General features: G+C 67.4%; 22 protein-coding genes and 1 tRNA gene. 7 read left to right on the top strand and 16 right to left on the bottom strand.

Translation table 11 applies throughout. The annotated features are described in order from the left end of the window. Positions 1-25 precede the first annotated feature (25 nt). Complete coding sequence (locus tag AB0M22_RS42195; RefSeq protein WP_364738894.1) at positions 26-487, top strand: VOC family protein; 462 nt, start codon at positions 26-28, stop codon at positions 485-487. Here AB0M22_RS42195 and AB0M22_RS42200 read toward each other — a convergent pair. The 4 genes from AB0M22_RS42200 to AB0M22_RS42215 all read right to left on the bottom strand — a co-directional run bounded on the left by AB0M22_RS42200 (position 484) and on the right by AB0M22_RS42215 (position 5957). Continuing rightward, entirely contained in the window at positions 484-924 is a 441-nt protein-coding gene (locus AB0M22_RS42200) for a Rieske (2Fe-2S) protein (RefSeq protein ID WP_364738896.1), read from the bottom strand. The two genes, AB0M22_RS42195 and AB0M22_RS42200, sit on opposite strands and share 4 nt — an antisense overlap. A 14-nt stretch (positions 925-938) precedes the next feature. Next, the gene (locus AB0M22_RS42205; RefSeq protein WP_364739128.1) at positions 939-1484 is read right to left on the bottom strand and encodes a DUF6529 family protein; all 546 of its coding nucleotides are present in this window, start codon (positions 1482-1484) and stop codon (positions 939-941) included. Between the two features lie 16 nt (positions 1485-1500). Then, positions 1501-2163 carry a hypothetical protein gene (locus tag AB0M22_RS42210; protein WP_364738898.1) on the bottom strand — a complete coding sequence of 221 codons (663 nt, stop codon included), beginning with the start codon at positions 2161-2163 and terminating at the stop codon, positions 1501-1503. 557 nt (positions 2164-2720) lie between these two features. Next, positions 2721-5957, bottom strand: a complete 3237-nt coding sequence (locus AB0M22_RS42215) for a BTAD domain-containing putative transcriptional regulator (RefSeq protein WP_364738900.1) — start codon at positions 5955-5957, stop codon at positions 2721-2723. A 79-nt stretch (positions 5958-6036) separates the two neighbouring features. Here AB0M22_RS42215 and AB0M22_RS42220 point away from each other — a divergent pair, with 79 nt between their 5' ends. Both AB0M22_RS42220 and AB0M22_RS42225 read left to right on the top strand, forming a co-directional pair. Beyond that, the gene (locus AB0M22_RS42220) at positions 6037-6933 is read left to right on the top strand and encodes an alpha/beta hydrolase (protein ID WP_364738902.1); all 897 of its coding nucleotides are present in this window, start codon (positions 6037-6039) and stop codon (positions 6931-6933) included. After that, a complete protein-coding gene (locus AB0M22_RS42225; protein WP_364738904.1) occupies positions 6930-7505 on the top strand; it encodes an NAD(P)H-dependent oxidoreductase in 576 nt (191 codons plus the stop codon). Before AB0M22_RS42220 ends, AB0M22_RS42225 begins: the two co-directional genes overlap by 4 nt. Positions 7506-7629: 124 nt before the next feature. On the opposite strand, the gene AB0M22_RS42230 is transcribed toward AB0M22_RS42225, so the two are convergent. The 9 genes from AB0M22_RS42230 to AB0M22_RS42270 all read right to left on the bottom strand — a co-directional run bounded on the left by AB0M22_RS42230 (position 7630) and on the right by AB0M22_RS42270 (position 17842). Next, the gene (locus AB0M22_RS42230; RefSeq protein ID WP_364738906.1) at positions 7630-8565 is read right to left on the bottom strand and encodes a PHB depolymerase family esterase; all 936 of its coding nucleotides are present in this window, start codon (positions 8563-8565) and stop codon (positions 7630-7632) included. Positions 8566-8668: 103 nt separating this feature from the next. After that, positions 8669-10612: an acetate--CoA ligase gene (gene acs / locus AB0M22_RS42235; RefSeq protein ID WP_364738908.1), complete on the bottom strand. Its 1944-nt coding sequence runs from the start codon at positions 10610-10612 to the stop codon at positions 8669-8671. Positions 10613-10682: 70 nt separating this feature from the next. After that, entirely contained in the window at positions 10683-12317 is a 1635-nt protein-coding gene (locus AB0M22_RS42240; RefSeq protein ID WP_364738910.1) for a cation acetate symporter, read from the bottom strand. Further along, positions 12314-12670, bottom strand: a complete 357-nt coding sequence (locus tag AB0M22_RS42245; RefSeq protein WP_364738912.1) for a DUF485 domain-containing protein — start codon at positions 12668-12670, stop codon at positions 12314-12316. Before AB0M22_RS42245 ends, AB0M22_RS42240 begins: the two co-directional genes overlap by 4 nt. Positions 12671-12833: 163 nt before the next feature. Continuing rightward, positions 12834-14588 (bottom strand): cation acetate symporter, encoded by a 1755-nt coding sequence (locus AB0M22_RS42250; protein WP_364738914.1) that lies wholly within the window; start codon positions 14586-14588, stop codon positions 12834-12836. A gap of 90 nt (positions 14589-14678) precedes the next feature. Beyond that, the gene (locus AB0M22_RS42255) at positions 14679-15047 is read right to left on the bottom strand and encodes a hypothetical protein (RefSeq protein ID WP_364738916.1); all 369 of its coding nucleotides are present in this window, start codon (positions 15045-15047) and stop codon (positions 14679-14681) included. Continuing rightward, positions 15044-15841, bottom strand: coding sequence for a LytTR family DNA-binding domain-containing protein (locus tag AB0M22_RS42260; RefSeq protein WP_364738918.1), 798 nt, complete (start codon positions 15839-15841; stop codon positions 15044-15046). The genes AB0M22_RS42255 and AB0M22_RS42260 overlap by 4 nt, the downstream gene beginning before the upstream one ends. A gap of 160 nt (positions 15842-16001) precedes the next feature. Then, positions 16002-17201 carry a histidine kinase gene (locus tag AB0M22_RS42265; protein ID WP_364738919.1) on the bottom strand — a complete coding sequence of 400 codons (1200 nt, stop codon included), beginning with the start codon at positions 17199-17201 and terminating at the stop codon, positions 16002-16004. Between the two features lie 191 nt (positions 17202-17392). Further along, positions 17393-17842 carry a hypothetical protein gene (locus AB0M22_RS42270; RefSeq protein WP_364738921.1) on the bottom strand — a complete coding sequence of 150 codons (450 nt, stop codon included), beginning with the start codon at positions 17840-17842 and terminating at the stop codon, positions 17393-17395. Between the two features lie 133 nt (positions 17843-17975). Here AB0M22_RS42270 and AB0M22_RS42275 point away from each other — a divergent pair, with 133 nt between their 5' ends. Both AB0M22_RS42275 and dnaE read left to right on the top strand, forming a co-directional pair. Continuing rightward, a complete protein-coding gene (locus AB0M22_RS42275) occupies positions 17976-18365 on the top strand; it encodes a DUF3052 domain-containing protein (protein WP_364738923.1) in 390 nt (129 codons plus the stop codon). A 258-nt stretch (positions 18366-18623) separates the two neighbouring features. Next, positions 18624-22172 carry a DNA polymerase III subunit alpha gene (dnaE, locus tag AB0M22_RS42280; RefSeq protein ID WP_364738925.1) on the top strand — a complete coding sequence of 1183 codons (3549 nt, stop codon included), beginning with the start codon at positions 18624-18626 and terminating at the stop codon, positions 22170-22172. A gap of 22 nt (positions 22173-22194) precedes the next feature. Here the strand turns inward: dnaE and AB0M22_RS42285 are convergent. The 3 genes from AB0M22_RS42285 to AB0M22_RS42295 all read right to left on the bottom strand — a co-directional run bounded on the left by AB0M22_RS42285 (position 22195) and on the right by AB0M22_RS42295 (position 24231). Beyond that, positions 22195-22275 (bottom strand) — tRNA-Ser (locus AB0M22_RS42285). A 119-nt stretch (positions 22276-22394) separates the two neighbouring features. Next, a complete protein-coding gene (locus tag AB0M22_RS42290) occupies positions 22395-23582 on the bottom strand; it encodes a Cmx/CmrA family chloramphenicol efflux MFS transporter (RefSeq protein ID WP_364738926.1) in 1188 nt (395 codons plus the stop codon). A 76-nt stretch (positions 23583-23658) separates the two neighbouring features. Then, on the bottom strand, positions 23659-24231 hold the full coding sequence (locus tag AB0M22_RS42295) for a TetR/AcrR family transcriptional regulator (protein ID WP_364738928.1): 573 nt from the start codon (positions 24229-24231) through the stop codon (positions 23659-23661). A 113-nt stretch (positions 24232-24344) separates the two neighbouring features. Here AB0M22_RS42295 and AB0M22_RS42300 point away from each other — a divergent pair, with 113 nt between their 5' ends. Both AB0M22_RS42300 and AB0M22_RS42305 read left to right on the top strand, forming a co-directional pair. Then, positions 24345-24665, top strand: coding sequence for a hypothetical protein (locus AB0M22_RS42300; protein WP_364738929.1), 321 nt, complete (start codon positions 24345-24347; stop codon positions 24663-24665). Next, positions 24662-24985 carry a type II toxin-antitoxin system PemK/MazF family toxin gene (locus AB0M22_RS42305; protein ID WP_364738931.1) on the top strand — a complete coding sequence of 108 codons (324 nt, stop codon included), beginning with the start codon at positions 24662-24664 and terminating at the stop codon, positions 24983-24985. The genes AB0M22_RS42300 and AB0M22_RS42305 overlap by 4 nt, the downstream gene beginning before the upstream one ends. Positions 24986-25035: the final 50 nt, after the last annotated feature.

A 25035-nucleotide genomic window follows, 5' to 3' on the forward strand; every position in this document is an offset into this window, starting at 1 on the left:
TACATCGCCTCGATGGAGGTTTCGCATGTCTGAGGTCAAGCCCGTCCCCGACGGCTACCCGGTGGTGTCGCCGGGACTCGCGATCGACGGCGCGGCGGCCGCGATCGATTTCTACAAGCATGTTTTCGGCGCATCGGAGCGGATGCGCATGCCTGGTCCGGACGGCAAGGTCGCGCATTGCGAGCTGATGTTCGGCACCTCGCTCGTCATGGTCGGCGACCCGTCCGCGGAGCTGTCCTTCCGCGATCCACGACAGGTCGGCGGTACACCGGTGAACCTGCTCGTGTTCGTCGAGGACTCCGATGCCGCCTTCGCGGCGGCCCTCGCCGCGGGAGCTACCGAACTCAGCCCGATGACCACCCAGTTCTACGGTGACCGCAGCGGGTCGTTCGAGGATCCGTGGGGTCACCACTGGACGGTGGCGACCCATGTCGAGGACGTGCCGCCGGACGAGATGGACCGGCGGATGGCCGAACACCTCGGTTAGCCGGGCACCACCGAATCGCCCACGACTCGAACGGTTTTCGCGGCCAGTGGTTTGGTTGCCGGGCCGTTCGAGACCGAGCCGTCCAGCTTGTACTTGCTGCCGTGGCACGGGCAGTTGATCGTGCCGCCGGACACCGACGCGACCGTGCAGCCTGCGTGCGTGCAAACCGAGGACAGGCCGACGAAGGTGCCTGCGCTCGGCTGCGTCACCACGGTGTCGCCGACGATCACGCCGCCGCCGACCGGGACGTCGGCGGTCTTGGCGAGCGCCTTCCCGGCGGGCTGATCGGCGCCTGCCGGGTTGCCGGTGGGTGCGGGATTCGGTGCGGGCGCGGCGTTTTCCTTGCCGTAGGTGGTGCAGGCGGTCAGGGCCGCCGTCGCGACGACCGCGCCGGCCGCGACCACGCTGCGGCGGGTGCAGACCGATTCGTTGGTCATGGATGGATCTCCGATCAGAAGGTGAGGCCGTTGTTCTGGAAGAACCAGAGCGACGAGGTGAGCCAGAGGCCGGTCAGCCCGGCCAGGACGAGACCGCCCGCGACCGGGATCGCCCAGCCCGGCAACCCTTTTCGGGTGAGCAGCAGCATCTTCGCGACGAACGCGCCGTAGAAGAAGCAGCCGAGCAGTGAATGCAGCAGCACCCTGGTGTCGTATTGCTGAAAACCCAAGGCGTACAGGCAGTGCACCGCGACCGGGACGCTGACCAGCACCGCCAACCGGCCCGACCAGGCGTGCGCGGTGCCGATCCAGGACGGTGTGCGGACCGGCAGTTTGCCGTACATGGCCAGCGCCGAAGCGAATTGGCACAGCGCGAGCAGGAATGCGACGGTCGCCAGCCACGCCTTGACCGCCTGCGGACCGGAGAAGCCCGCGATATTGACGGAGAATGCCGACGGCTCATGGGTTTTGGCGTAGACGCCGAGCAATACCGATACCGCAGCGCCGATCAGCAGCGGAATCGCAATGGCCGCGAACGCTTTTGCGTTCGGCTGCCCGATGGGCGTCGTCTCGCGATCAGCCGACACTGTCACCACCACTTACCTTGTTTGCAGTTATCTTCTTGCCGTTGACGATTGCCGTCGCGTCGGGGGAAAGGCCCGGGGCCGGGGAAGTCGAACCGTCGGGCGCACGCTGGACGCCCGTGACATTGCCGTTCGCGTCGACAATCCAGCTCTGCCGAGCGCCACCTTCGTTGTAGACATACAGCCCGGCAGGTGATTGCACCGGCGCGGCACTGAATTCCCACTTCTTCTCGCCTAGCCACAGCGTGCCCCCGACCGCCTTGCCGTCGTAGCGTCCCTCCAGCTTGGCGTCGTTCTTCCCGGTCAGTTGAAGCGCGCCGCCGACCGCGGTGCCCTGCAACCACGACTCGACCTTGTTGCCGTCACAGGCATAAGCGGTCGCCTTGTCGCCCGCGACGGTGACCGAAAGCGTGATCGGAGCCCCTGTCGCCAGCGGAATATTGCCGACATAGTCCGCTTTCGGCGGAAACTGTAGTGGCGGCGCACTGGTAGTCGGCGCAACAACCGCACTGGTCGTCACCACACTCGTAGTCACCCCCGGCGTATTCGGCACAGCCGCCACCGGTTCGGTCTCCTTCGACATATTGACAACAAGCAAGACAATCCCCAACACGGCCACCGCCGCCAGAGTGAGCCAAGGCCCAAGACGTTTCATAAGATCTCCTCGACAAACGGCCCGCACCGCTCTTCGCATTGTCAACGGCACAGCCCACCCCTCCGGTTCAAACGGACATTCACGACAACCAAACCCCGGCGTGTCGACCCCTGTGTCGCGCCGCCCTACCGGCCGTCCCCAGGAAGCTTTCTGTACTGAAGGGGCAGCACCGGAGTTCGATCTGTCAGCCGCGCCGGAGAATCCGATCGAGCTCTTCGCGAGCGGGTGTTCAACGCGGACTCACTTGTGGCCCTGACAGTCTCCGCTCCTCGGGCCATAGCGAAGCGCTACCGTCGTGTTATGGAACCTCTGATCACGCACGACTCGCCTCGAAGGCCATGGATTCCCGCAGCGGAGACCATTCCGGAACTGGCTCGCCTCGGGCCTGACACCACGAACTGGCGTGCGGAACTGTACGAAATATTGGCCCAGACAACGGACGATCTGCGTTGGTGAACACCGAGCGGGACCAGAGCGGCGTCGAGGGCTAGCTCCTCAGACGCAGACCGGTTCGGCGTGCTGAACGCTCGCAGGTAGTGAGCATGCTCGGCACGCGCTCAGGTGTGGGTTGAGGGGGTGGCGAGGGTGCGGGCTTCGGGGATGGTGAGTTTGGTGCCTGCGGTGTGGGCGGCGGTGAAGGCTGGTTCGCCGAGGGCGGCTCGGAGGGTGGTGGTGGGGCGGTCGATGTCCGGGCGTTCGGCGGGGAGTAGGGGGATGCCGTTGGTTTCGCGGATGGTGTGGGCGGCGCCGAGGAGTTGGGCGGCGGTGTCGAAATTGCCCAGGGCGGCGGTGGCTGCGGCCAGGGCGGCGAGGGCGAAGGTGGTGTCGCGGGGGGCTTCGATGCGTTGGGCGCCGTCGAGGGCGGTCAGCGATAGGGCCAGGGCCGCGGACGGGTCGCGTGGTTCGAGGATGTAGCTGAGTTCGACCTGGAGCATGGGGATGAACAGCGGGGTTTCCTCGCCGTCGGCGGGGGTGAAGACCAGGAGTTCGCGCAGGATGTGTTCGGCGACCTCGGGTTTGCCGTTGCGGCGGGCGGTGAAGGCGAGGACAACCGAGGCGAAGATGCGGCCGGGGCCGTAACCGTGTTCGGCGGCGACGCGCATGGCCTGGTCACCCAGGGTTTGGGCGCGGTCGAACTCGGTGTGCTGCATGGTGATCCAGCCGAGCCAGCAGAGATGGGTGCACACCTGGCCCCACAGCTCCAGCTCCTGGGCCAAACCCAGTGCCTCCGTGTGAATGTCGGTGGCGCCGGACAGATCGCCGGTCAATTCGGCGAGACCACCGAGCCATTCGGCGGCTTGCAGCCGGCCCCAGCGGTCATCGATCTCGGCGAACAGATGAGCGGCGGTGCGGGCGTGGTGTTCCAGCGCGGGCAAGTCGACCCGGCTGTGTGCGGCCTTCGCCAACGCGACGTGTCCGAGCCCGATGCCCCAGCGGTCGCCGAGTTCTTCGCATACCGGAAGTGCCTTGTGCACCAAGGCTTCCAGCTCCGGGAGGTCACCCGATTCGAGCGCGGAGAACGCGAGGAACAGCTCGGCCCGGGCGCGCCCGGCCGGATCGTCGACGGTGTCGTACACGGCCGCGATCTCGCGCCGCCGGGTCGCACCGTCGGTGAATTCGCCCTGCTGGAAGGTGAACCCGACTCGCCAGGCAAGGGCAGGCGCCCGCCGCTGCGCCGAACCACCCAGCGCGAGAGCGGCATCGAACCACCGTCGCGCTTCGGTCAACCGCCCGCGCAGCAACCAATACCACGCGAGCGCATTGACCAGCCGCAAGGATTCCTCGGCCGCACCGGCGCGCACGAATCCATCCAGCGCCGCCCGCAGATTCGCCGCCTCCGCATCCAATCGCCGCAACCAGCGCTGCTGATCGGCCCCGTGCAGCTCGGGCGCCGCCTGCTCGGCCAACCCCAGGTAGTACCGATGATGCGTCCGATGCACCCCCTCGAACTCACCCGCCTCCGCCAGCCGATCCAGGCTGAACGCCGCCACCGACTCCAGCAACCGATACCGCCGCCCCGTGGCCTGCACGAGCGACCGATCCACCAGCCGCGCAACAACATCGGCGATAGTCGACTCCTCTAGCAGCGCTGCGCCGGTTGCGGCACCTACAGACTTGAACCCCGCTGTAGCGCAAACGATCTCGGCAGCATCGAGCGTGCATCCACCCGCGTGCACCGCGAGCCGGCGCAGCACCGCCCGCTCCGTCTCGTCGAGCAACTCCCAACTCCAGTCGATCATCGCGGTGAGCGTCTGCTGACGCGGCGGGGCGCCACGGTGCCCGGTGGCGAGCAGCCGGAACCGATCATCGAGGCGAGCGACCATCTCGTGCACGCCGAGCGCGCGCACCCGCGTCGCCGCCAGTTCCAGCGCGAGCGGGATGCCGTCCAGCCTGCGGCACAGCGTCGCGACCGGCTCGGCGGTCTCGGCGTCGAGGACGAAATCGCGGGCTCCGGCCCGGGCTCGGGTGACGAAAAGCTGTACCGCGCTGGACTGTTCGAGGTCGGCCAGGTCCGCGTGGGATGCCGGTATGGCGAGTGGTTCGACGGCGACGACCTCCTCACCGGGCAGCCGCAGCTGCTCGCGACTGGTGGCCAGGATATGCAGGTTCGATGCCGCCCCGAGGAGTAGTTCGGCGAGATCGGCGGCGTGCTCGACGACGTGTTCACAGTTGTCGAGAACCAGCAGCAGTTCCTGCTCGGCCAGCACCTCGCACAGCAGCTCGGTCGGATCGGCGCCATCGGTGGCGCGAATGCCGAGCACCTGCGACACCGCGTCGACGAGGAAGCTCGCCCCATCGGCCGCGGTCGGTTGCAGCGGCGCCAACTCGACCAGCCAAGTGCCGTGCGGGAATCGGTCGGTCGACTCGGCCGCGGCGGCAAGCGCGAGCCGGGTCTTACCGACCCCACCTGGCCCGGTCAGCGTGACCAGCCTGGCGTCACCGACAGCACGGCTCAATTCGGCGAGATCCGCCGCGCGCCCGATGAGTTCGGTGCGTTGCGCGGGAATGTTGGAACTGCGCCGCCGCAGTATGGTTTCCGGCCGCGGCGCGGCCAGTTCCAACTCCTGTCCGAGGATCGACCGGTGCAGCGCAACCAATTCGGGACTCGGATCGAGACCGAGTTCATCGGCCAACTGCCTGCGCAGATCCGCGTAACTCTCCAGCGCCTCGGCCTGCCGCCCTGCCCCGTACAGCGCCCGCAACTGGGCTGCGCGAAGCCGTTCGCGCAGTGGATGTTCGGTCACGATGGTGGCGAGTTCGCTGGCCACATCCCGATATTCGCCCAGCGACAACCGGGCCTCGGCCAACTCTTCCACCGCGACGAGACGCTGCTCCGTCAACTGCGCGATGGCCGGTTGCGCGAACGCGGCGTCCCGAAAGTCCGCGAACGCGGGCCCACGCCACAGCCCGAGCGCTTCGCTCAGCACCCGCGCCCGAGCCCGCGGCTCGGCCGTCTCCCGCGCGGTCGCCACCAGCGAGCGGAACCGCAGCGCATCGAGATCGGTACTCGCCAACCGGTAACCAGGCGGCGGCGAGACCACCAGATCACGCCCGCCGGGTTCGGCGTCTTCCAGCGCACGCCGCAATTGAGAGGCCTTCGCCGCCAGCGTTCCCGCCGGATTACCGGGCGGATCATCGGCCCAGATGTCATCGATGAGCCGATCACCCGACACCGGTTGCCCGGCATTGACCAGCAGATCCGCCAGGAACGCGCGCACCTTGGTACCAGGGATCGGCACGGTCGTACCGGAATCCGTCCAGACCAGCAACGGACCGAGCACACCGAAACGCATGCCGGTAGCTTAGCCACGCCGCGGTCCAGCGGAAACGCACCGTAAACAAACCGGAAGGCGCCCCGGCCACAGTGAGTGCATGAAACTCACCACCGTCTTCGCCACCGCCGCACTCGCCGCCACCGCCTTACTGACCGGCTGCGGATCCACCGACCCGAAGCCCGCCGACCCCGGCGCCTACGCCGACATAAACGGCCTGCACATGTACTACGAACTGCACGGAACCCCGACCGACCAACCCCCGCTGGTCCTGCTGCACGGCGCGCTGTCCGGCATCGGCACCGACTTCGGCCAGCTCATCCCGGAACTCGCCAAGACCCGCCGGGTCATCGCGATCGAACAGCAGGCCCACGGCCACACCGCCGACATCGACCGCCCGCTGCGCACCCCGCAGATGGCCGAGGACACCGTGGCGCTGCTGCACGAACTCGGCGTGCAGCGCGCCGATATCCTCGGCTACAGCATGGGCGCCGGTGTCGCCCTGCAGATTTCACTCACCCACCCGGAACTGGTGCGCAAGCAGGTCCTCGCCGCCGGCGGTCTCGACGCGGGCGCGATGCATCCCGGCCTGATGGACGGCCTCGCCGAGCTGAAACCCGAACAGCTGCACGGCACACCGTTTCACGACGACTACCTGAAGAACGCCCCGCGCCCCGCGGACTTCCCGCGCCTGGTCGCCAAGGTGACCGAACACGATCAGGACGCGAGCCCGGTGTTCCGAGCCGACGCGGTGCGTCAGATCAAGGCCCCGACCCTCACCGTCATCGGCGATTCCGACATCATCCGCCCCGAGCACGCGGTCGAGATGTTCCGCCTCTTCGGCGGCGGCATCATGGGCGACACCCCCGCCGGCCTGCCGAACGCGCAGCTGGCCATCCTCCCCGGCACCTCACACATCACCCTCGTGCACCGCCCAGAGCTGCTGCTGCCGATGATCCCGGCCTTCCTCGACGCCGCCGCCAAGGACGCCCGATGACCCGGCTGCGGGTGGCGCTGATCGTCGGCAGCACCCGCACCGGCCGGTTCGGCCCCACCGTCGCCGACTGGTTCGCCGCCCGCCTCCGCCGCCGCGACCTGGACCTGGACCGCGTCGACCTGGCCACCGCCGACCTGCCCGACCAACTGACCGGTCACGACGACCCGGCCCCCGCCGCCGTCTGCGCGCTCGGCGCCCGCCTGGCCGCCGCCGACGCCTTCGTCGTGGTCACCCCCGAATACAACCGCAGCTTCCCCGCCTCGGTGAAGAACGCCATCGACTGGTTCGACACCGAATGGGCCGCAAAGCCGGTCACTATTATCGGCTACGGCAGCGAGCCCGAGGGCGGCCACGCCGCCGCCCACCTCCGCCAGGTCTTCGCCGAACTCAACGCCGTCCCCATCCGCCGCACCCTCACCATCCCCAAGGCTTGGCAACGCTTCGCCGCCGACGGCACCTGGCCCCGCCGCGACCCCGAGCTGGAAGAAACCACCAACGCCCTGCTTGATCAACTCCTCTGGTGGGCCACCTCGCTGCGCACCGCCCGGGAAACGTCCCCCTTCGTCCCATAGCTCTGGCGGCGGACCCGGCCCCCCTCAACGCTGCGGTGGCCGGGTCCGCCGCAGTGGGGTTACCCCGGGGCGATCGCCTGGGAAACCTCGGATCGGGCGGGGTGGTCTTGGGGCGCTGGGGGATTCAGCAGGTTCGATGTGGGGGTGGCATGCGGTGGGCGAGCAGGAAGCGCATCAGGTTTCGCTGGATTTCGAGGCCGTGCTCCTGCTGGACGAACCCGGCGCCGATGGCGTGTTCGGCGAGTACCGGGAGGTTGAACTGGGCGAGTTCGCAGCCGGCCGGGCCGGCGTAGTGCTCGACGGTGAGCGGGATCGGTATGCCCGGGCCGACGGCGAGGGCCTGGACATCGGTGGGCAGGGCGGGGGCCGAACCCGGGTCGGCGAGGTTGTCGGCGGCGAGCCACTGGCTGAGATTGGTGCGGCCGATGACGATGTTGCTGATCTCGTCGAACAGGGTTTGCAGGAAGAAGGCCGGCATCGGGCGGGCGCGTCGCCCCATCGCGTCGATGATCGGCCGGGCCTCGAGTCTCGTCAGATACGGCGCGCCCGCCATGGGGGCGATCGCCGCGTACAGGTCGGGATAGGTGGCGCCGAGATTGGTGGTCATCGCGCCGCCCGCGGAGTAACCGCCCAGATAGACCCGGGCGCGATCGAGGTGGAACTCATCGATGAGCGCGGTGGTGAGGCCCGCGATGATGGACGGCTCACCCTCGCCGCGCTGTTGGTGCCCGGCCTTGTCCCAGTTCCAGCACAGGCCCTTGTTCGACGCGCGATCCTGGATCGGATACGCGAGCACGAAACCCATCTCGTCGGCGACCCGCCTGAGCGAGAAGCCGCTCGGCTGCGGGTGGGCGATCGGGTCGTCGCACCCGTGCAGGTACACCATCAGCGGCCTGCCCGCGGTCACACCGGACGGCACATGGAGGTAGTAGCACCGGGTGCCCGCGCCATTTGTGAAGCAGCGCTTGTCCAATCCGGCCTGCGCACCCGGCGCGCCGACCAGCAGACAGGCCGCCAGCAGCAGGAACACGGTGACGAGGCGGAGCACGGTGACTCGCACACCACGAGCCTAAACCACCCGCCGCGTATCGCGGGACTCCCTGGGCGACGGACCCGACCCCTCATCGCCATTGCGGTCGCCGGGTCCGTCTCCGGGGCGGGAGTTACCCGCGGGCGATAGCCTCGAAGACCTTGGGGTCGACCAAGGTAGAGGTATCGCCCAGCTCGCGGCCTTCGGCGACGTCGCGCAGCAGCCGGCGCATGATCTTGCCGCTGCGGGTCTTCGGCAGTTCCGGAACCAGATGGATCTCGCGTGGGCGGGCGATCGGGCTGATCTCGTGCGAGACCGCCGATTTTAGCTCGATGACGAGCGGATCTCCGGTGTTCGTCGCGCCCGCGGTGAGGATGACGAAGGCGACGATGGCCTGTCCGGTGGTGTCGTCGCTGGCGCCGACCACCGCAGCCTCGGCGACCGCAGCGTGCCCGACGAGCGCGGATTCCACTTCGGCGGTGGAGATCCGATGGCCGGACACGTTCATCACGTCGTCCACCCGGCCGAGCACCCACAGGTCGCCGCCGTCGTCGAGCTTGGCTCCGTCGCCGGCGAAATACCAACCGGCGTCGGCGAATCGGTCCCAGTAGGTCTCGCGGAAGCGGTCCATGTCGCCCCAGATGCCGCGCAGCATCGACGGCCACGGCTGGTCGAGCACCAGCAATCCGGCTGCGCCACGGTCGAGTTCGGCGCCGTCGTCGTCGACCACCTTCGCCGAGATGCCGGGCAGCGCGGCCATCGCCGCGCCGGGCTTGGTCGCGGTGACGCCGGGCAGCGGGGAGATCATGATCGCCCCGGTCTCGGTCTGCCACCAGGTGTCCACGATCGGCGTGCGGTTGCCGCCGATGACCTCTCGGTACCAGCGCCAGGCTTCCGGGTTGATGGGTTCGCCGACGCTGCCGAGCAGCCGCAGTGAGGACAGATCGTGGGCGTCGGGGATTTCGCGGCCCCACTTCATGAAGGTGCGTACCAGCGTCGGTGCCGTGTAATAGATGCTGACGCCGTACTTTTCGATGATCTGGAAATGCCGGTGCTCGTCCGGCGAATTGGGCGTGCCCTCGTACACCACCTGAGTGGCTCGATTGGCGAGCGGCCCATAGACGATGTAGCTGTGTCCGGTGACCCAGCCGATGTCGGCGGTGCACCAGTAAACGTCTTGTCCCGCTTTGTGATCGAAGACGTTGTGGTGCGTATACGCGGCCTGCGTGAGGTATCCGCCGGAGGTGTGCAGGATGCCCTTGGGTTTCCCGGTGGTGCCGGAGGTGTAGAGGATGAACAGCGGATGCTCGGCATCGAACGCCTGCGCCTCGTGTTCGGGCGACGCATCGGTGACCGTGTCGTGCCACCACAGATCGCGACCCTCGGTCCACGGCACGTCGATGTTGGTGCGCCGCACCACGAGTACGTGCTCGACCGTCGATCGCGCACCGCCGAGCGCCTCGTCGACCGCCGCCTTGAGCGGCGCGGCGGTCCCGCGCCGCCACTGCCCGTCGGTGGTGATCACCAATCGAGCCTCCGCGTCGTCCACTCGCTGGCGCAGCGCGGTGGGGGAGAAGCCGGCGAACACCACCGAATGGGTGAGCCCGAGCCGGGCGCAGGCGAGCATCGACACGATGGCCTCGGGCACCATCGGCATGTAGAGGGCGACCCGATCACCCGCCCGCAACCCCAGCTCGGTCAGATAGTTTGCCGCCCTGCAGATTTCGTCTCGAAGTTCCTCGTAGGAGATATCGCGTGAGTCGCCGGGCTCGCCTTCCCAGTGAATGGCGATCTGGTCACCGTGCCCGGCGAGCACGTGCCGGTCGACGCAGTTGTAGGCGACATTGAGCTTGCCGCCGACGAACCACTGCGCGACCGGCGCGTCGCTCCAGTCCAGAACCTGCGTCCACGGCTGTTCCCAGTACAGCCTCCGCGCCTGCTCGGCCCAGAACTCCATCCGATCGGCCGCCGCCAGGTCATACAGTCCCGCATCGGCATTCGCCGTCGCGGCGAAGGTATCGCCGGGTGGGTAGGACACCGGTGCGGTGTCGCGGGGATCGGTGGTTGCGCTGGTCACGCGATATCTCCTTACGAGAGAACAAGGGGGCTGTGAACCCTCGAGCTTGGGGCGACTATCGGCTAAGAGATCAGTGCACAACCGCCTTCTCGGCGCCGACGCCGGTGAGCGAACGGACCTCCATCTCGGCGGCCTTGGCCGGGTTCTCGTCCGCCTTACCGAGGAACGTGCCGACCGCACCGAGCACGAAAGCCAGTGGGATGGACACGATTCCGGGGTTGGACAGCGGGAACCAGTCGAAATCGGAGCCCGGCAGCATGGAGGACGCGGTGCCGGACACGGCCGGCGAGAACACGATCAGCACGATGGTCGAGATCAGGCCGCCGTACATGCTGAACAGCGCGCCGGTGGTGTTGAACCGCTTCCAGAACAGCGAGTACAGGATCGTCGGCAGGTTCGCCGCCGCCGCCACCGCGAACGCCAGCGCGACCAGGAAGGCGATGTTCTGCCCGTTGGCCAGGATGCCGAGGCCGATCGCGATCAAGCCGATCACCACCGCGGTGATCCGGGAGACCCGCACCTGCTTGGCGTCATCGACCTTGCCGCGCTTGATGACTCCGGCGTAGATGTCGTGCGCGAACGAGGTCGCCGCGGTGATGGTCAGTCCGGCGACCACCGCGAGGATGGTGGCGAACGCGACCGCGGAGATGATCCCGAGCAGGACCACGCCGCCGAGTTCGAAGGCGAGCAGCGGTGCCGCGGAGTTCTGTCCGCCCGCCGCCGCCAGGATCCGGTCCGGTCCGACGATGGCCGCGGCACCGTAGCCGAGCACCAGGGTGAACAGGTAGAACGCGCCGATCAGCCCGATCGCCCACACGACTGATCGGCGCGCCTCCTTCGCGGTCGGCACGGTGTAGAAGCGCATCAGCACGTGCGGGAGACCCGCGGTGCCGAGCACCAGCGCCAGACCGAGAGACAGGAAGTTCAGTTTCGACGTGGCATTGGCGCCGTACTGCGCGCCGGGCGCCAGCACGTCGCGGGCGGCCACGCCCTTGGCCTTGGACCCGGTGACATGCTCCTGGGCCGAGCCGAGGATGTCGGAGAGGTTGAAACCGAACTTGGCGAAAACCATGACCGTCATCAGCGCGGCGCCCACGATCAGCAGCACCGCCTTGATGATCTGCACCCACGTGGTGCCCTTCATGCCACCGACCAGCACGTACACGATCATCAGCACGCCGACCACGGCGATCACGATGGACTGCCCGGTCTTGTCGGAGATGTCGAGCAGCAGCGCGACCAGGCCACCGGCGCCGGCCATCTGCGCGAGCAGGTAGAACAGCGACACCGCGAGCGTGGTCAGCGCCGCGGCGGTGCGCACCGGGCCCTGCTTGAGCCGGAAGCTCAGCACATCCGCCATGGTGAATTTACCGGTGTTCCGGAGCATTTCGGCGACCAGCAGCAGGGCGACGAGCCAGGCGACCAGGAACCCGATGGAGTACAGGAACCCGTCGTAGCCATACACCGCGATCGCACCGGCGATGCCGAGAAAGCTTGCGGCAGAGAGATAGTCGCCCGCGATGGCGATGCCGTTCTGCGGTCCGGAAAAGCCGCGGCCGCCGGTGAAGAAGTCGGCGGCGGTGGCATTGTTGCGGCTGGCCCGCACGACCACGACCATGGTGATCGCGACGAACACCGCGAAGATGGCGATGTTGGCCGTCGGGTTGCCGACCGTCGCGGCGGCGGCATAGGTACTGACGCTCACGCGTGGCCTCCCTCGAGCTGGTTGCGGATGGCCGCCGCGCGCGGATCCAGTTCACGGTTGGCGAACCGGACGTAGAGCGCGGTGATGGCGAAGGTGGAGACGAATTGCCCGAGGCCGAGCAGCAATCCGAGGTTGATGTTGCCGAAGGCCTTGTGCGCCATGAAGTCGTGCGCGTAGGCGCCGAGCAGCACATAGCTGAGGTACCAGAGCAGGAACAGGGCGGTCATCGGAAATACGAAGCGGCGCAACCTAGTTCGTAACTCTTGGAAGTCCGGGCTGGCCTGTACCTCGATGAATTCGTCTGCACTCGGCGTGCGCCGTGGGGCGGTGCCGTCGAGTTCTGTACTAGTCATGGTCGTCCTAGCTTGTGACATGGCTTACTTGTTCAGCACCGTATCCAGGCGCGCGTGAGGAAACGATGATGTGGTGTGGGTCACTCCGGGAACGCGGCCGATTGTGCGGTGAACGGTCGGTGTGACGCGATGAGCGGTTGAGCGTCGATCGCGGCCGGACGGCTCAGTTCGAGCGCAAGGTGCCTTCGCGATCGGCGCCCATGCCGAGCCGCTCGGGGGCGTGCATGCGGACGAAGATGCGGCCGACCCGCCGGGCGCCCGGACCCTGAGTCACCTTGCTGACCAGCACCATTGCCGCGAACGCCAGTGGGACGCTGATTGCCGCCGGATAGCCGATCAGCGCGGCCGGCCAACCGTCGGCTACCTCGCCGGACAGTCCGCCGGTCACCGACACGACGGTCGCGCCGCCGGCCGCCAGCCCGCCGGCGATCAGCCCGGCGCCCGCGCCCGCCGCGGTGAGTCCGCGCCACCAGATGCCGAGGACCAGCAGCGGGCACAGGGTCGAGGCGGCCACCGAGAACGCGAGACCGACCGTGCGGGACAGGTCGAGCGAGGCCACCGTGAGCGAAAGGGTAAGCGGCACAGCGCCGGCCACCACTGCCGCCGCCCGGAAGTCGCGAATTCGCCCGCGCAGCATGTCGGTGCTCAGCACGCCGGCGATGCTCACCAGCAGTCCGGACGAGGTGGACAGGAACGCGGCGATCGCGCCGGCCGCGACGAGGGCGGCCAGCAATTGGCCCGGCAGGCCGAGGACCACCGAGGCGGGCAGGAGCACGACGGCCGCGTCGGAGGTTCCGGTGATCAGCAGTTGCGGTACGTACAGCCGCGCGAAAACCCCTAGCAGGATAGGGAATAGGTAGAACACCCCGACGAGTCCGATGACGGCCGCCGCGGTCGCGCGCGCGGCCCGGCCGTCCGGGTTGGTGTAGAAGCGCACCAGCACATGCGGCAAGCCCATGGTGCCGAGGAACGTCGCGATGATCAGCGAATACACCTGATAGGTCGGGTGTGCGCCGCCGAAACCGACGCCCGGCTCCAGCCATTCGGCGCCGTTCGCGGGTGCGCCCGCGACCACCGGCACCGTGGCGCCTGCCTCCAGCACCAGCTCGGTGCCCGGCGACAGCGCGTGCGGACCCGGAGGCAGCAGCACCTGGCCGCTCACCGGACTGCCGTCGAGCGTCCCGGCGATCGAAACCTGTTGTGCCGCAGCGACCTGCACCACCACCGCGGTACGCACGTCGACCACGGTGCGCTCGGTGACCACCGGGGGAGCGGGCGCACCGAGCTGCCGATCCTCGGCCAGGAAATGTCCGAGCAGCACCAGCGCCGGAATCGTCACCGCCGTCAACTTCAACCAGTACTGAAACGCCTGCACCAGCGTGATCGACCGCATTCCGCCGCCGGCCACGTTCGCGATCACAATCGCGCCCACCGCCGCCGCCCCCACCCAATCGGGCACTCCGAGCAGCGTGTGCAGCGTCAAGCCCGCGCCTTGGAACTGCGGAATCAGGTACACCGCGCACACCAGCACGACCACCGTCGCCGCCAGCCGGCGCAATCGCACAGAGCCCAAACGGAATTCGGCGAAGTCCGGCACGGTGTAGGCCCCGGATCGGCGCAGGGGCGCGGCGACGAACAGCAACAGCGACAGGTAGCCTGCGGTGAATCCGACCGGATACCACAGCGCATCCGCGCCGTACTTCGCGATCAACCCCGCGACACCGAGAAACGAAGCAGCCGAGAGGTATTCACCGGAGATGGCAGCAGCATTCCAGCCGGACCTGACGCTGCGCGAGGCCACCAGGAAGTCGGAAGTGGTGCGCGCCAACCGAACCCCGTAGGCACCGATGGCGACCGTCGCGAGCGCAGCGAACAGCAAAGCGAACACCGTCAACAACGGCACCGCCCCCGCGGTCATCGCGCCCCACCAGCCGCACACCTGTTGATTTCCCGCATACCAATTCGCATGCGATTCGGTATGCGGGAAATCAACAGGTGTGCGGCCACGTCAGTCCTCGGCCAGGTCGAGGAAGTCCTGCTCGTTGCGTTCGGCGAGGTGGACGTAGAGGCGGCCGACGAGGTAGAGGAGCGGGTAGACGGCGACGCCCAGTAGGAGCCACGGTAGGCGCAGGCCGAAGACGACCGTCGAGCCGACGGTGCCGATGCCGAAAAGCACTGGCAGTGAGCACAATACGACGACGATGATCAAGCCGAGGCGCAGTGCGAGGCCGAGCTGGGCGCGGATCAGGCCGCCGATCAAGGCTTCGCCGATCTCGGTTTGCTCGGCTACTTCCATTCGGGTGCGGACTCGGCGCGCGCCGCGGCGTTCCGACAGCACGACGCGCTGTCTGGCCGGGCGATGCAGCGGTCCGGTCATTGGCCGGTCCACTGCTGCCGCGGGCCGTGCACCAGACGCTGTTTCAGTTCGCGGACTTGTCGGCGGCTGACCGGTAGTTCCACCGCGGCGGTATTGCCGTCGGCGCGTAGGCACACCACCGTTCCGGTGCCGACTGTGCGCAGGCCGGTGACGAGTCGCAACGCGACCAGATAAGAACGGTGTACGCGCAGGAATCCCGCGTCCTGCCAGCGGGACTCCAACGCGGACAACGGAATCCGCACCAGGTGGGAGCCATCGCTGGTGTGCAGCCGCGCGTAGTCGCCGTCCGCCTCCACCCAGCTGACGCTCGACCGGGGCACCAGCGTCGTGACGCCGCCGAGTTCGACGGGAATGACCTCGTTCGGATCGGCCCCGGGCTCGTCGGCAATCGGGGCAGGCGTGCCGCGAGTCGAGGCGATCCGGCGCACCGCCTCGGCCAACCGCGCCTCGCGCAACGGCTTCAGCAGATAGTCGACCGCGCCCAGATCGTAGGCCGCCACCGCACGATCATCGTGCGCCGTCACGAAAACCACCGCGGGCGGGTTCGCGAACTCCGACAGGATCCCGGCCAGCTCCATCCCGTCCAGCCCCGGCATGTTGATATCCAGGAACACCGCATCGATCGAATGCGCGCGCAACACCCGCAACGCGGTGGTCGCGTCGGCCGCATCATGAATCTCGCCGACCCCGGGCTGCGCGCGCAACAGGTACACCAGCTCGTCCAGAGCAGGCTTTTCATCGTCGACAGCCAGCACCCGCAGGGTGCCGCCCGCACTATCCGTGGTCCGCGTCACAACCGCTCCATCGTAAGCAATCACCCCAGCTGCCCGACCCGGATCCCCATCGAGTGGCCCACCACAGCGCGGCCTTTCTCTCCGTTTGCCGCCACCACCCGCGGATGCACCCCGCAGTCCGTGGCGAGCGGTGTCCCGGGTCCGCGCGCTGAGCCACGGCTCAGGCTTGGATGCCGGCGCGGAACTTCGGGACGCGCAGGGAGACCTTGGTGCCCGCGCCCGGGGCGGTTTCGACGATGAGGCCGTAGTCGTTGCCGAAGGCGGCGCGCAGGCGGTCGTCGACGTTGGCGAGGCCGACGTGCGCGGATTCGCCGGAACTCGCGGGGCCACTGCCGGTTTCGATGGCGTCGAGGGCGCCGGAGCGGAGCAGTTCGGGGTCCATACCGACGCCATCGTCCTCGACGCTGATCAGGCAGTCGGTGCCCGCGTCGGTGGCGGTGATGCTGACGGTGCCGCCGCGAGTCGCGCCGGCGAGGCCGTGGCGGACCGCGTTTTCGACGAGGGGTTGCAGCGCGAGGAAGGGCAGCACCACGCCGAGGACCTCGGGAGCGATTTGCAGGCGCACGTCCAGGGCGTCGCCGAAGCGGGCGCGTTCGAGGGCGAGGTAGCGCTCGATATTGCGCAACTCGTCGGCCAGCACGGTGAATTCGCCTGCGGCACGGAAGGAATAGCGGGTGAAGTCGGCGAATTCGAGGATCAGTTCGCGGGCGCGGTCCGGATCGGTGCGCACGAACGAGGCGATGGTGTTGAGCGCGTTGTAGATGAAGTGCGGGCTGATCTGGGCCCGCAACGCCCGCACCTCGGCGCGGTCCAGCCGCGCCCGCGAGGCGTCCAGCTCGGCCAATTCGAGCTGCCCGCAGGCATACCTGGCCACCTCGGCCACCGCCCCGAGCCACCCCGGCCCCGGCTGACCGGTCGTGACCACGCCGATCGCCCCGGCCACCCCGGTGCTGTCGATCAGCAGCGGCTGGGCGATCAGCGTGCGCCCCGCGTGCTCGCCACTGCCCGGCCCGGACACCAGCACCGGCCGCTCACCCGCGACGGCCCGCTTGGCCGCCTCGGTGAAGTGTTCCGCGAGTTCGGCATGCGGCCCGTCCCAGGCCAGCAGCGCGCCGTCCGGATCGGCCACGCCGAGCGCCTCGGCCCCGGTCAGCACTCGCAGATGCGGAGCCGACTCCTGCGCCGACTGCGCGGTGAGCCCGCGCCGCAACGGAATCGCCGCCAGCGACGCGGTATGCAGCGCCGAATGCACCGCCCGCTCGGCAGGCGTGGTCACCACCCGCCGAGTCCGCGGCCAGATGACCAAGGCCCCCGCGATCAACGCCGCCGAGACGACGAGGGCGACAACGGTAGTCGTCATCGCAGTCCCGAAAACCAGCACAGCCCGTTCATCCGCTGATTATGGCGTCCATCGAAAGCCGAAGCGCTGCACCCGTCGCACCCCACCAACCGACTTGACGCATGCTGCGTCTTCTTGACGCTCGTTGCAGCATGCGTCAAGAGGATGCGACGCACGTCAAGTGCCTCGCGGGTTGCCGGGGGACGGGTGGACTATCCCTGGTACGGATCGACCCGGAACTCGACCGTGCCGGGCTCGGGGATGTGGGCCGCGCCGACTGTCATCGTGCCGGTGAACTTGCCGATGCCCGGGTGGAACAGGGCGGAATAGCCGCTGTTGCCCCAATATCCGGGTCCGTGGGCGGTCACCGTGAACGCGCCGGTCTCGCCGGTTTCCACATTGCGCCAGTTCAGCGTGAGCGGCAGGTTGCAGCTACCGGCGCCGAACATGTTGGTCGCCACGCTGAACGCCGCATGCTCCGGATAGGCATTGCTCGTGACCGCGGAGCTGACCTGCGCGACGCAGAGCCCCTCGGTGAGCGAATAGAAGCTGTCGAACTGGTCGACGATTTGAGCTGCGGCGGGCGCGGACGTGGCCACCATGGCGGCCACCGCGACGGCGGGTACGGCGGGAATCGCGAACAGTGCTTTGAGCGAATTCATCAAACACCTCGGCAGGTTCGGTCACACTCGGGTCTGTCCTATGCCCTGACTATGCTCCTTCCGCACGGCGATATCCCCGATTTGCTGCCCTCGATTCCGGGGGCATCCGGTCCGTGCCGCTTACAGTCGAACCATGACCGCCGGTTACTCCGGAACGCCGTTGGCGAAGAAGCTGGGGATCAAGCCCGGCCATCGGCTCGCGCTGCGGCACCGCCCGGCCGGCTGGCAGATTCCCGATCTCCCCGCCGATGTCGAGATCGTCACCGAGACCCCAGACGTCCTGCTCGCCTTCTATCGCACCCATGCCGAGTTGGCCGCCGAGGCGCCGAACCTGGCGGCGCACTTGCCGCGCGGCAGCATGCTGTGGATCGCCTGGCCGCGCAAGGCCGGCGGGCACGTCAGCGACATCGCGGAGAACGATCTGCGCGAGCTGCTGCTGCCGATCGGCGTCGTCGATGTGAAGGTCGCCGCCTTCGGCAACGATTGGTCCGGTTTGAAATTCGTCTGGCGGAAGAAAATCTGACCGTGTGTGTCGCGGCCGACTGCCGCGGATGGCTCGAGCACGCCAGAGTAGGGTCAACCGGTCCGCGCCAGACGTCACTCGCGGAAATCAGACATCTCTACGGCGACTCGCCAGACGCGCCGGTGATCTTCGACACCGACACGCCGGGGCCTCCTGGGACGTCTCGTTGCGCGCCGCGCGCCTCGGAAAAAATGTCATACCGACGTGCCTAGAATCGCTAGGCCAACCCCCGTCGAGACCTTGGGAGGAAGGACCGTCTTGGCCGCCTCGTCCGGATCGTTCGTTCACCTGCACAACCACACCGAGTACTCCATGCTCGACGGTGCGGCTAAGATTTCGCCCCTGTTCGCCGAGGCGAAACGCTTGGGTATGGACGCGGTGGGGATGACCGACCACGGCAATATGTACGGCGCCTCCGAGTTCTACAACTCGGCGAAGAAGGCCGGCATCAAGCCGATCATCGGCATCGAGGCCTACATCGCGCCCGCCTCCCGGTTCGACACCAAGCGCGTGCAGTGGGGCGATCCGAGCCAGAAGGGCGACGACGTCTCCGGCTCCGGCGCCTACACGCACATGACCATGGTCGCGGAGAACGCGACCGGGCTGCGCAACCTGTTCAAGCTGTCCTCGCTGGCGTCGCTGGAGGGTCAGCTCGGCAAGTGGGCGCGCATGGACGAAGAGATCATCGCGCAGTACGCCGAGGGCATCATCGCGACCACCGGCTGCCCGTCGGGTGAGGTGCAGACGCGCCTGCGCCTCGGCCACGACCGGGAGGCGCTGGAGGCCGCGGCCAAGTGGCAGGAGATCTTCGGGAAGGAAAATTTCTTCCTGGAGATCATGGACCACGGCCTGTCCATCGAACGCCGGGTCCGCGAGGGCCTCATCGAGATCGGCCAGAAGCTCGGCATCCCGCCGATCGCGACCAACGACTGCCATTACGTCACCAAGGACCAGTCGACCAATCACGAAGCGCTGCTGTGCATTCAAACCGGCAAGACGCTCAGTGACCCCACCCGCTTCAAGTTCGACGGCGACGGCTACTACCTGAAGTCCGCCGAGGAGATGCGCGCGCTGTGGGACGCCGAGGTGCCCGGCGCCTGCGACAACACCGTGGCCATCGGCGAACGCGTGCAGTCCTACGACGACGTGTGGGAGTTCCGCGACCGGATGCCGGTGTTCCCGGTGCCCGAGGGCGACGACCAGAACTCCTTCCTGCGCAAGGAAGTCGACCGCGGTCTGGCCCGCCGGTTCCCGGACGGGGTGCCGGAGGACTACTACACCCGCGCCTACTTCGAGCTCGACGTCATCAAGCAGAAGGGCTTCCCGGCCTACTTCCTCGTCGTCGGCGACCTCGTGTCGCACGCGAAAGAGGTCGGCATCCGGGTCGGCCCCGGCCGTGGTTCGGCGGCCGGTTCGCTGGTCGCCTACGCGCTCGGCATCACCAACATCGACCCGATCCCGCACGGCCTGCTGTTCGAGCGGTTCCTGAACCCGGAACGCCCGTCCGCGCCCGATATCGATATCGACTTCGACGATCGCCGCCGCGGTGAGATGGTCCGCTACGCCACCGAGAAGTGGGGCACCGACCGGGTCGCCCAGGTGATCACCTTCGGCACCATCAAGACCAAGGCCGCGATCAAGGACTCGGCGCGAGTCCTGTTCGGCCAGCCCGGTTTCGCCATCGCCGACCAGATCTCCAAGGCGCTGCCGCCGCCGATCATGGCCAAGGACATCTCGGTCGCCGGCATCACCGACCCCGACCACGAGCGGTACAAGGAAGCCGCCGAGGTCCGCGAACTCATCAGCAACAACCCCGATGTCGCCAAGATCTACGAGACCGCCCGCGGCCTCGAGGGCCTGATCCGCAACGCCGGCGTGCACGCCTGCGCGGTGATCATGTCCTCCGAGCCGCTCACCGACACCATCCCGGTCTGGAAGCGCGCCCAGGACGGCGCCATCATCACCGGCTGGGACTACCCGTCGTGTGAGGCCATCGGCCTGCTGAAGATGGACTTCCTCGGCCTGCGCAACCTCACCGTCATCGGTGACGCGATGGAGAACATCAAGGCCAACCGCGGCATCGATCTCGACCTGGACACGCTGCCGCTGGACGACAAGGCCACCTACGAATTGCTGTCCCGCGGTGACACGCTCGGCGTGTTCCAGCTCGACGGTGGTCCGATGCGCGACCTGCTGCGCCGCATGCAGCCGACCGGCTTCAACGACATCGTCGCGGTGCTCGCGCTGTACCGCCCCGGCCCGATGGGCATGAACGCGCACAACGACTACGCCGACCGCAAGAACAACCGACAGCCGATCAGCCCGATCCACCCGGAGCTCGAGGAACCGCTCAAGGACATCCTCTCGGAGACCTACGGCCTGATCGTCTACCAAGAGCAGATCATGTTCATCGCGCAGAAGGTCGCCTCCTACTCGATGGGTAAGGCCGACGCGCTGCGTAAGGCCATGGGTAAGAAGAAGCTCGAGGTGCTGGAGGCCGAATACAAGGGCTTCCACGCGGGCATGACCGCCAACGGGTTCTCCGAGGCCGCGGTGAAAGCCCTGTGGGACACCATCCTTCCGTTCGCCGGTTACGCGTTCAACAAGTCGCACGCCGCCGGCTACGGTCTGGTCTCGTTCTGGACCGCCTACCTCAAGGCCAACTACCCGGGCGAGTACATGGCCGGCCTGCTCACCTCCGTCGGTGACGACAAGGACAAGGCCGCGGTCTACCTGTCGGACTGCCGTCGCCTCGGCATCACCGTGCTGCCGCCGGACGTCAACGAATCCGAGCTGAACTTCGCCTCGGTGGGCAAGGACATCCGGTTCGGGCTCGGCGCGGTGCGCAACGTCGGCGCGAACGTGGTGTCCTCGATCATCGCCGCGCGCAAGGAGAAGTCGAAGTTCACCGACTTCTCCGACTATCTGAACAAGATCGACGCGGTCGCCTGCACCAAGAAGGTCACCGAATCCCTCATCAAGGCAGGCGGATTCGACTCGCTGGAGCACCCGCGCAAGGGCCTGCTGCTGATCCACTCCGACGCCATCGACGCGGTCATGTCGACCAAGAAGGCCGAGGCGATCGGGCAGTTCGACCTGTTCGGCGGGGTGGACGCGGACGAGTCCGTGTCGTCGGTGTTCAACGTGAAGGTGCCCGACGACGAGTGGGAGTCCAAGCACAAGCTGGCGCTCGAGCGCGAGATGCTCGGCCTGTACGTGTCCGGGCATCCGCTCAACGGCGTCGAGCATGTCCTTGCGGCGCAATCGGATACGCAGATCCCGGCGATCCTCGAAGGCGATATCAAGGACGGCACCCAGGTGACCGTCGGCGGCATTCTCGCCTCGGTGAACCGGCGGATCAACAAGAACGGCCTGGCCTGGGCGTCGGCGCAGCTGGAAGATCTGGCCGGTGGCATCGAGGTGCTGTTCTTCCCGCAGTCGTACTCGGTGTTCGGGCACGACGTGGTCGAGGACGCGGTGGTGCTGGTGAAGGCGCGCGTCTCGGTGCGCGACGACCGGATCTCGTTGATCGCCAACGATCTCGCGGTGCCGGATCTTTCGTCCATCGGGGTGGCCAAGCCGCTCGCGGTGGTGATGTCGACCCGAATGTGCACGCCGGACAAGATCGGCGAGTTCAAGCGCATCCTGTCCCGGCATCCCGGCACCGCCGACGTGCACATCCGGCACGTGGGCGCCCGGGAGAAGACGACTCTGCTGAAACTCGATGACAGCCTGCGGGTTACGCCGTCATCGGCGCTGATGGGTGATTTGAAGGCGCTGCTCGGTCCCGGTTGCCTGGCGGTCTGATCGCCGCCAGGTCCGGTGTCGGCGGAAGCGACAGGATTCGAACCTGCATGGGCAATGCCCAGCCAGCTTCTCACTGACCCCTTTTCCAGTCAGGCACGCTTCCGATTTCAGTATGCGAGCCGGGGTGCCTGCGGGTGGTGCTTCGGGGAACATCCTGCGGGTGGGCTGTTCGACGCAATAATCTCCGGCGGGGTCGGCCCGCCGGAGATTATCTGATTGTGCTCAGTGCACGAGTTCGGGCTGTTTACCGGGTTGCGCGGTGGTGGCGGGGCGGCGGTTGAGGAGTTGTTCCCAGGTGACGGTGCCGATGGCGGCCACCCCGATGGCAGCGCCGATCCAGGCGACCGACGCGTAGCCGAGGCCGGCGCCGATGGCCAGGCCGCCGAGCCAGGGGCCGAGGGTGATGCCGATGTTGAACGAGGAGACGTTGAAGGCCGGGGCGAGGGTGGGTCCGTCGGCGGCCAGGTTGAAGACTCGGCTGTTGAGCGTGGGGTTGGTGCCGAAACCGAAGGCGCCGAGCAGGAAGGTGAGCACGACGACGGGGGCGGCGTGTTCGGCGGTGAGGGCCAGCAGGATCGACGTGATGATCACGCCGGTGAAGCCGATGTACAGGGTGCGGATCGGGTGCGCGTCGGCGGTGCGGCCGCCGACCACGATGCCGAGGAAGCTGCCGATGCCGTAGACCACCAGCACGATCGGGATCCAGGCGTCGGTCAGGCCGGTAGTCTTCGACAGCAGTGCGCCGAGGTAGGCGAAGGTCACCATCAGCGCGGCGGTGGAGAGGGCGGTGGTGCTGTAGGACAGCCACAGCCGGGGGTTGGCGATGCTGCGCAGTTCTTTTCGGAGGTCCGGCTGGGTGTCCGCGCGGCCGGCCGGGATCTTGGCGAGCACGCCGATCATGGCCAGCGCGGACATGATCGCGACGGCCCAGAACGCGGCGCGCCAGCCGAGGTGCTGGCCGATCACGGTGCCTGCGGGCAGGCCGATGACGGTGGCGATGGTGAGGCCGCCGGCGACGATGCTCATCGCCTTGCCGCGGGCGTTCGCGGGGACCAGGCCGATGGCGGTGGTTGCCGCGACCGACCAGAAGCCGGCGTAGACGAACGCGCCGACCGCCCTGGTCGCGAACAGTACCCAGTAGTCGGAGGTCAGCGCGCCGACGACGTGCGCGCCGACGAAGACCGCGAGGAAGGCGAGCAGGGCGCTGCGGCGAGGGAGGCGCAGGGTGGCGACGGCGAGGATCGGCGCGCCGATCAGCATGCCGATGGCGAAGGCCGAGATCAGCAGTCCGGCTTGGGGAATGGTGACGCCGAGGTCGGTGGAGAGCTCGGTGAGCAGGCCGGAGAGCATCATCTCCGAGGTGCCCTGGGCGAAAATGGATAAGCCCAGGATGTAGACGGCGAACGGCATCGGGTACCTCTCTGGTTTTAGATCATTCAGTTCAAAACTGGCGCGTGGAAAGAGACTGTTGGCGTGGGGGATTGGGTCAGAGGGCGTTCAGTGCGGTCGCGGCGATGGCTTGCAGTGCATCGCGGCCGACCCCGCCGCGGGCGGCTACCCGCATTCCGCCGATGGTGGCGTTGATGAAGTGCGCCAGCTCGCGGGCATCTTTGGTTTTGTCGATTTCCCCTGCGCGCCTGCCGCTTTCGAGTGCGTCGGTCAGGGCGGCGAGGCGCAGTTCCTGGTCGTCGCGCAGGGTTGCGGCCACGTCCGGATCGCGGGGTGCGAGTTCGATGATCGAATTGACGACCAGGCAGCCGAGTGGGTCGTCCTCCGGGGCGTCGACGACCTGTTGCAGGAGGGTTCGCATCTTGTCCAGTGCGGATTCGTCGCTGTCCAGCATTGCGAAGGTGGCGGCGTTCTTCGTGGCCATATATCGGCGCAACGCCCGCTCGAACAAGTCGTGCTTGCTGGTGAAGGTGTTGTAGATGCTGCTGCGGCCCAATCCGGTTGCGTCGCAAAGGTCTTGGGTCGAGGTCGCCTCGTAGCCCGCGGTCCAGAACGCGCGCATCGCGGCATCCACCGCCTGCTCCTCGTCGAACTGCCTCGGTCGTGCCATGCGAAAGAGGCTAACACGGTTTTGGACTACTCGTTTCAAAAGATAGTGATGCGGACTATCGCATCACTATCCGATGCTTGATAGCGCATCTACATCGATGTAATATCTGATGCATGACCAGACGGACCACCTTGACCCTCACTGAGCGGGAGGAACGCACTCTCGCGACGCTCAGTGACCGAAAGGGAGCCGAGTGGGTGCTGTTCGAATCCCTCGCCGCCCACCTCGGTTACTCCCTTACTTCCGACGTCTCCGAAGCGACTGTGATCCGAGTGCTGATGTCGATCGGCGCGCAGGTGCTGATCGATGAGGCACTGGAACAGGGCTACGCGCAGGTCGCGGAGTTTTATTACTCCGAGGTGCATGACGTCGATGAAGCGAATGAGTTTCGGTGCCGAAGTGTCGAGCGCGCGAAAGGAACGATGCCCAAATGAAGGGCTCCGCACCGACCCGTGGGCAGATCTACAACGTCGACATTGGGCATGGCCCACAGCCGTGGCTGATTGTCTCTAATGACCGGCGAAATCGCCTATTGCGTGACGTCTTGATGTCGCGAATTACTACTACCGGTGAGGATGTGGGATTGCCTACGTGGGTCAAGCTTTCCAGCGCGGATCCAGTCGTCGGAATCGTGATGGCGGACGAGTTGAGGCGAGTGGACCGCGACCAGCTCGGCCCACTGCTCGGCAAGATCAGCCCGGCGACAGTCCTGGCTGTCAACGCTGCCTTGAAGCTTGCGCTCGCGATTCCGTGAACTGGGGGCCGACGTCGTTCGCCTGCCGGAGTGAGATGTGAATAATCCTG

Source organism: Nocardia sp. NPDC051756 (assembly GCF_040681495.1).
Classification (GTDB): domain Bacteria; phylum Actinomycetota; class Actinomycetes; order Mycobacteriales; family Mycobacteriaceae; genus Nocardia.

What these genes read in the sequence shown, in the direction of transcription:
- AB0M22_RS42275 (WP_364738923.1), top strand. Translation starts at nt 17,976, where the DNA reads ATGACCGCCGGTTACTCCGGAACGCCGTTGGCGAAGAAGCTGGGGATC.
- AB0M22_RS42220 (WP_364738902.1), top strand. Translation starts at nt 6,037, where the DNA reads ATGAAACTCACCACCGTCTTCGCCACCGCCGCACTCGCCGCCACCGCC.
- AB0M22_RS42255 (WP_364738916.1), bottom strand. Translation starts at nt 15,047, where the DNA reads ATGACCGGACCGCTGCATCGCCCGGCCAGACAGCGCGTCGTGCTGTCG.
- AB0M22_RS42270 (WP_364738921.1), bottom strand. Translation starts at nt 17,842, where the DNA reads ATGAATTCGCTCAAAGCACTGTTCGCGATTCCCGCCGTACCCGCCGTC.
- AB0M22_RS42250 (WP_364738914.1), bottom strand. Translation starts at nt 14,588, where the DNA reads ATGACCGCGGGGGCGGTGCCGTTGTTGACGGTGTTCGCTTTGCTGTTC.
- AB0M22_RS42265 (WP_364738919.1), bottom strand. Translation starts at nt 17,201, where the DNA reads ATGACGACTACCGTTGTCGCCCTCGTCGTCTCGGCGGCGTTGATCGCG.
- AB0M22_RS42245 (WP_364738912.1), bottom strand. Translation starts at nt 12,670, where the DNA reads ATGACTAGTACAGAACTCGACGGCACCGCCCCACGGCGCACGCCGAGT.
- AB0M22_RS42200 (WP_364738896.1), bottom strand. Translation starts at nt 924, where the DNA reads ATGACCAACGAATCGGTCTGCACCCGCCGCAGCGTGGTCGCGGCCGGC.
- AB0M22_RS42225 (WP_364738904.1), top strand. Translation starts at nt 6,930, where the DNA reads ATGACCCGGCTGCGGGTGGCGCTGATCGTCGGCAGCACCCGCACCGGC.
- AB0M22_RS42300 (WP_364738929.1), top strand. Translation starts at nt 24,345, where the DNA reads ATGACCAGACGGACCACCTTGACCCTCACTGAGCGGGAGGAACGCACT.
- AB0M22_RS42305 (WP_364738931.1), top strand. Translation starts at nt 24,662, where the DNA reads ATGAAGGGCTCCGCACCGACCCGTGGGCAGATCTACAACGTCGACATT.
- AB0M22_RS42290 (WP_364738926.1), bottom strand. Translation starts at nt 23,582, where the DNA reads ATGCCGTTCGCCGTCTACATCCTGGGCTTATCCATTTTCGCCCAGGGC.
- AB0M22_RS42210 (WP_364738898.1), bottom strand. Translation starts at nt 2,163, where the DNA reads ATGAAACGTCTTGGGCCTTGGCTCACTCTGGCGGCGGTGGCCGTGTTG.
- AB0M22_RS42195 (WP_364738894.1), top strand. Translation starts at nt 26, where the DNA reads ATGTCTGAGGTCAAGCCCGTCCCCGACGGCTACCCGGTGGTGTCGCCG.
- AB0M22_RS42215 (WP_364738900.1), bottom strand. Translation starts at nt 5,957, where the DNA reads ATGCGTTTCGGTGTGCTCGGTCCGTTGCTGGTCTGGACGGATTCCGGT.
- AB0M22_RS42295 (WP_364738928.1), bottom strand. Translation starts at nt 24,231, where the DNA reads ATGGCACGACCGAGGCAGTTCGACGAGGAGCAGGCGGTGGATGCCGCG.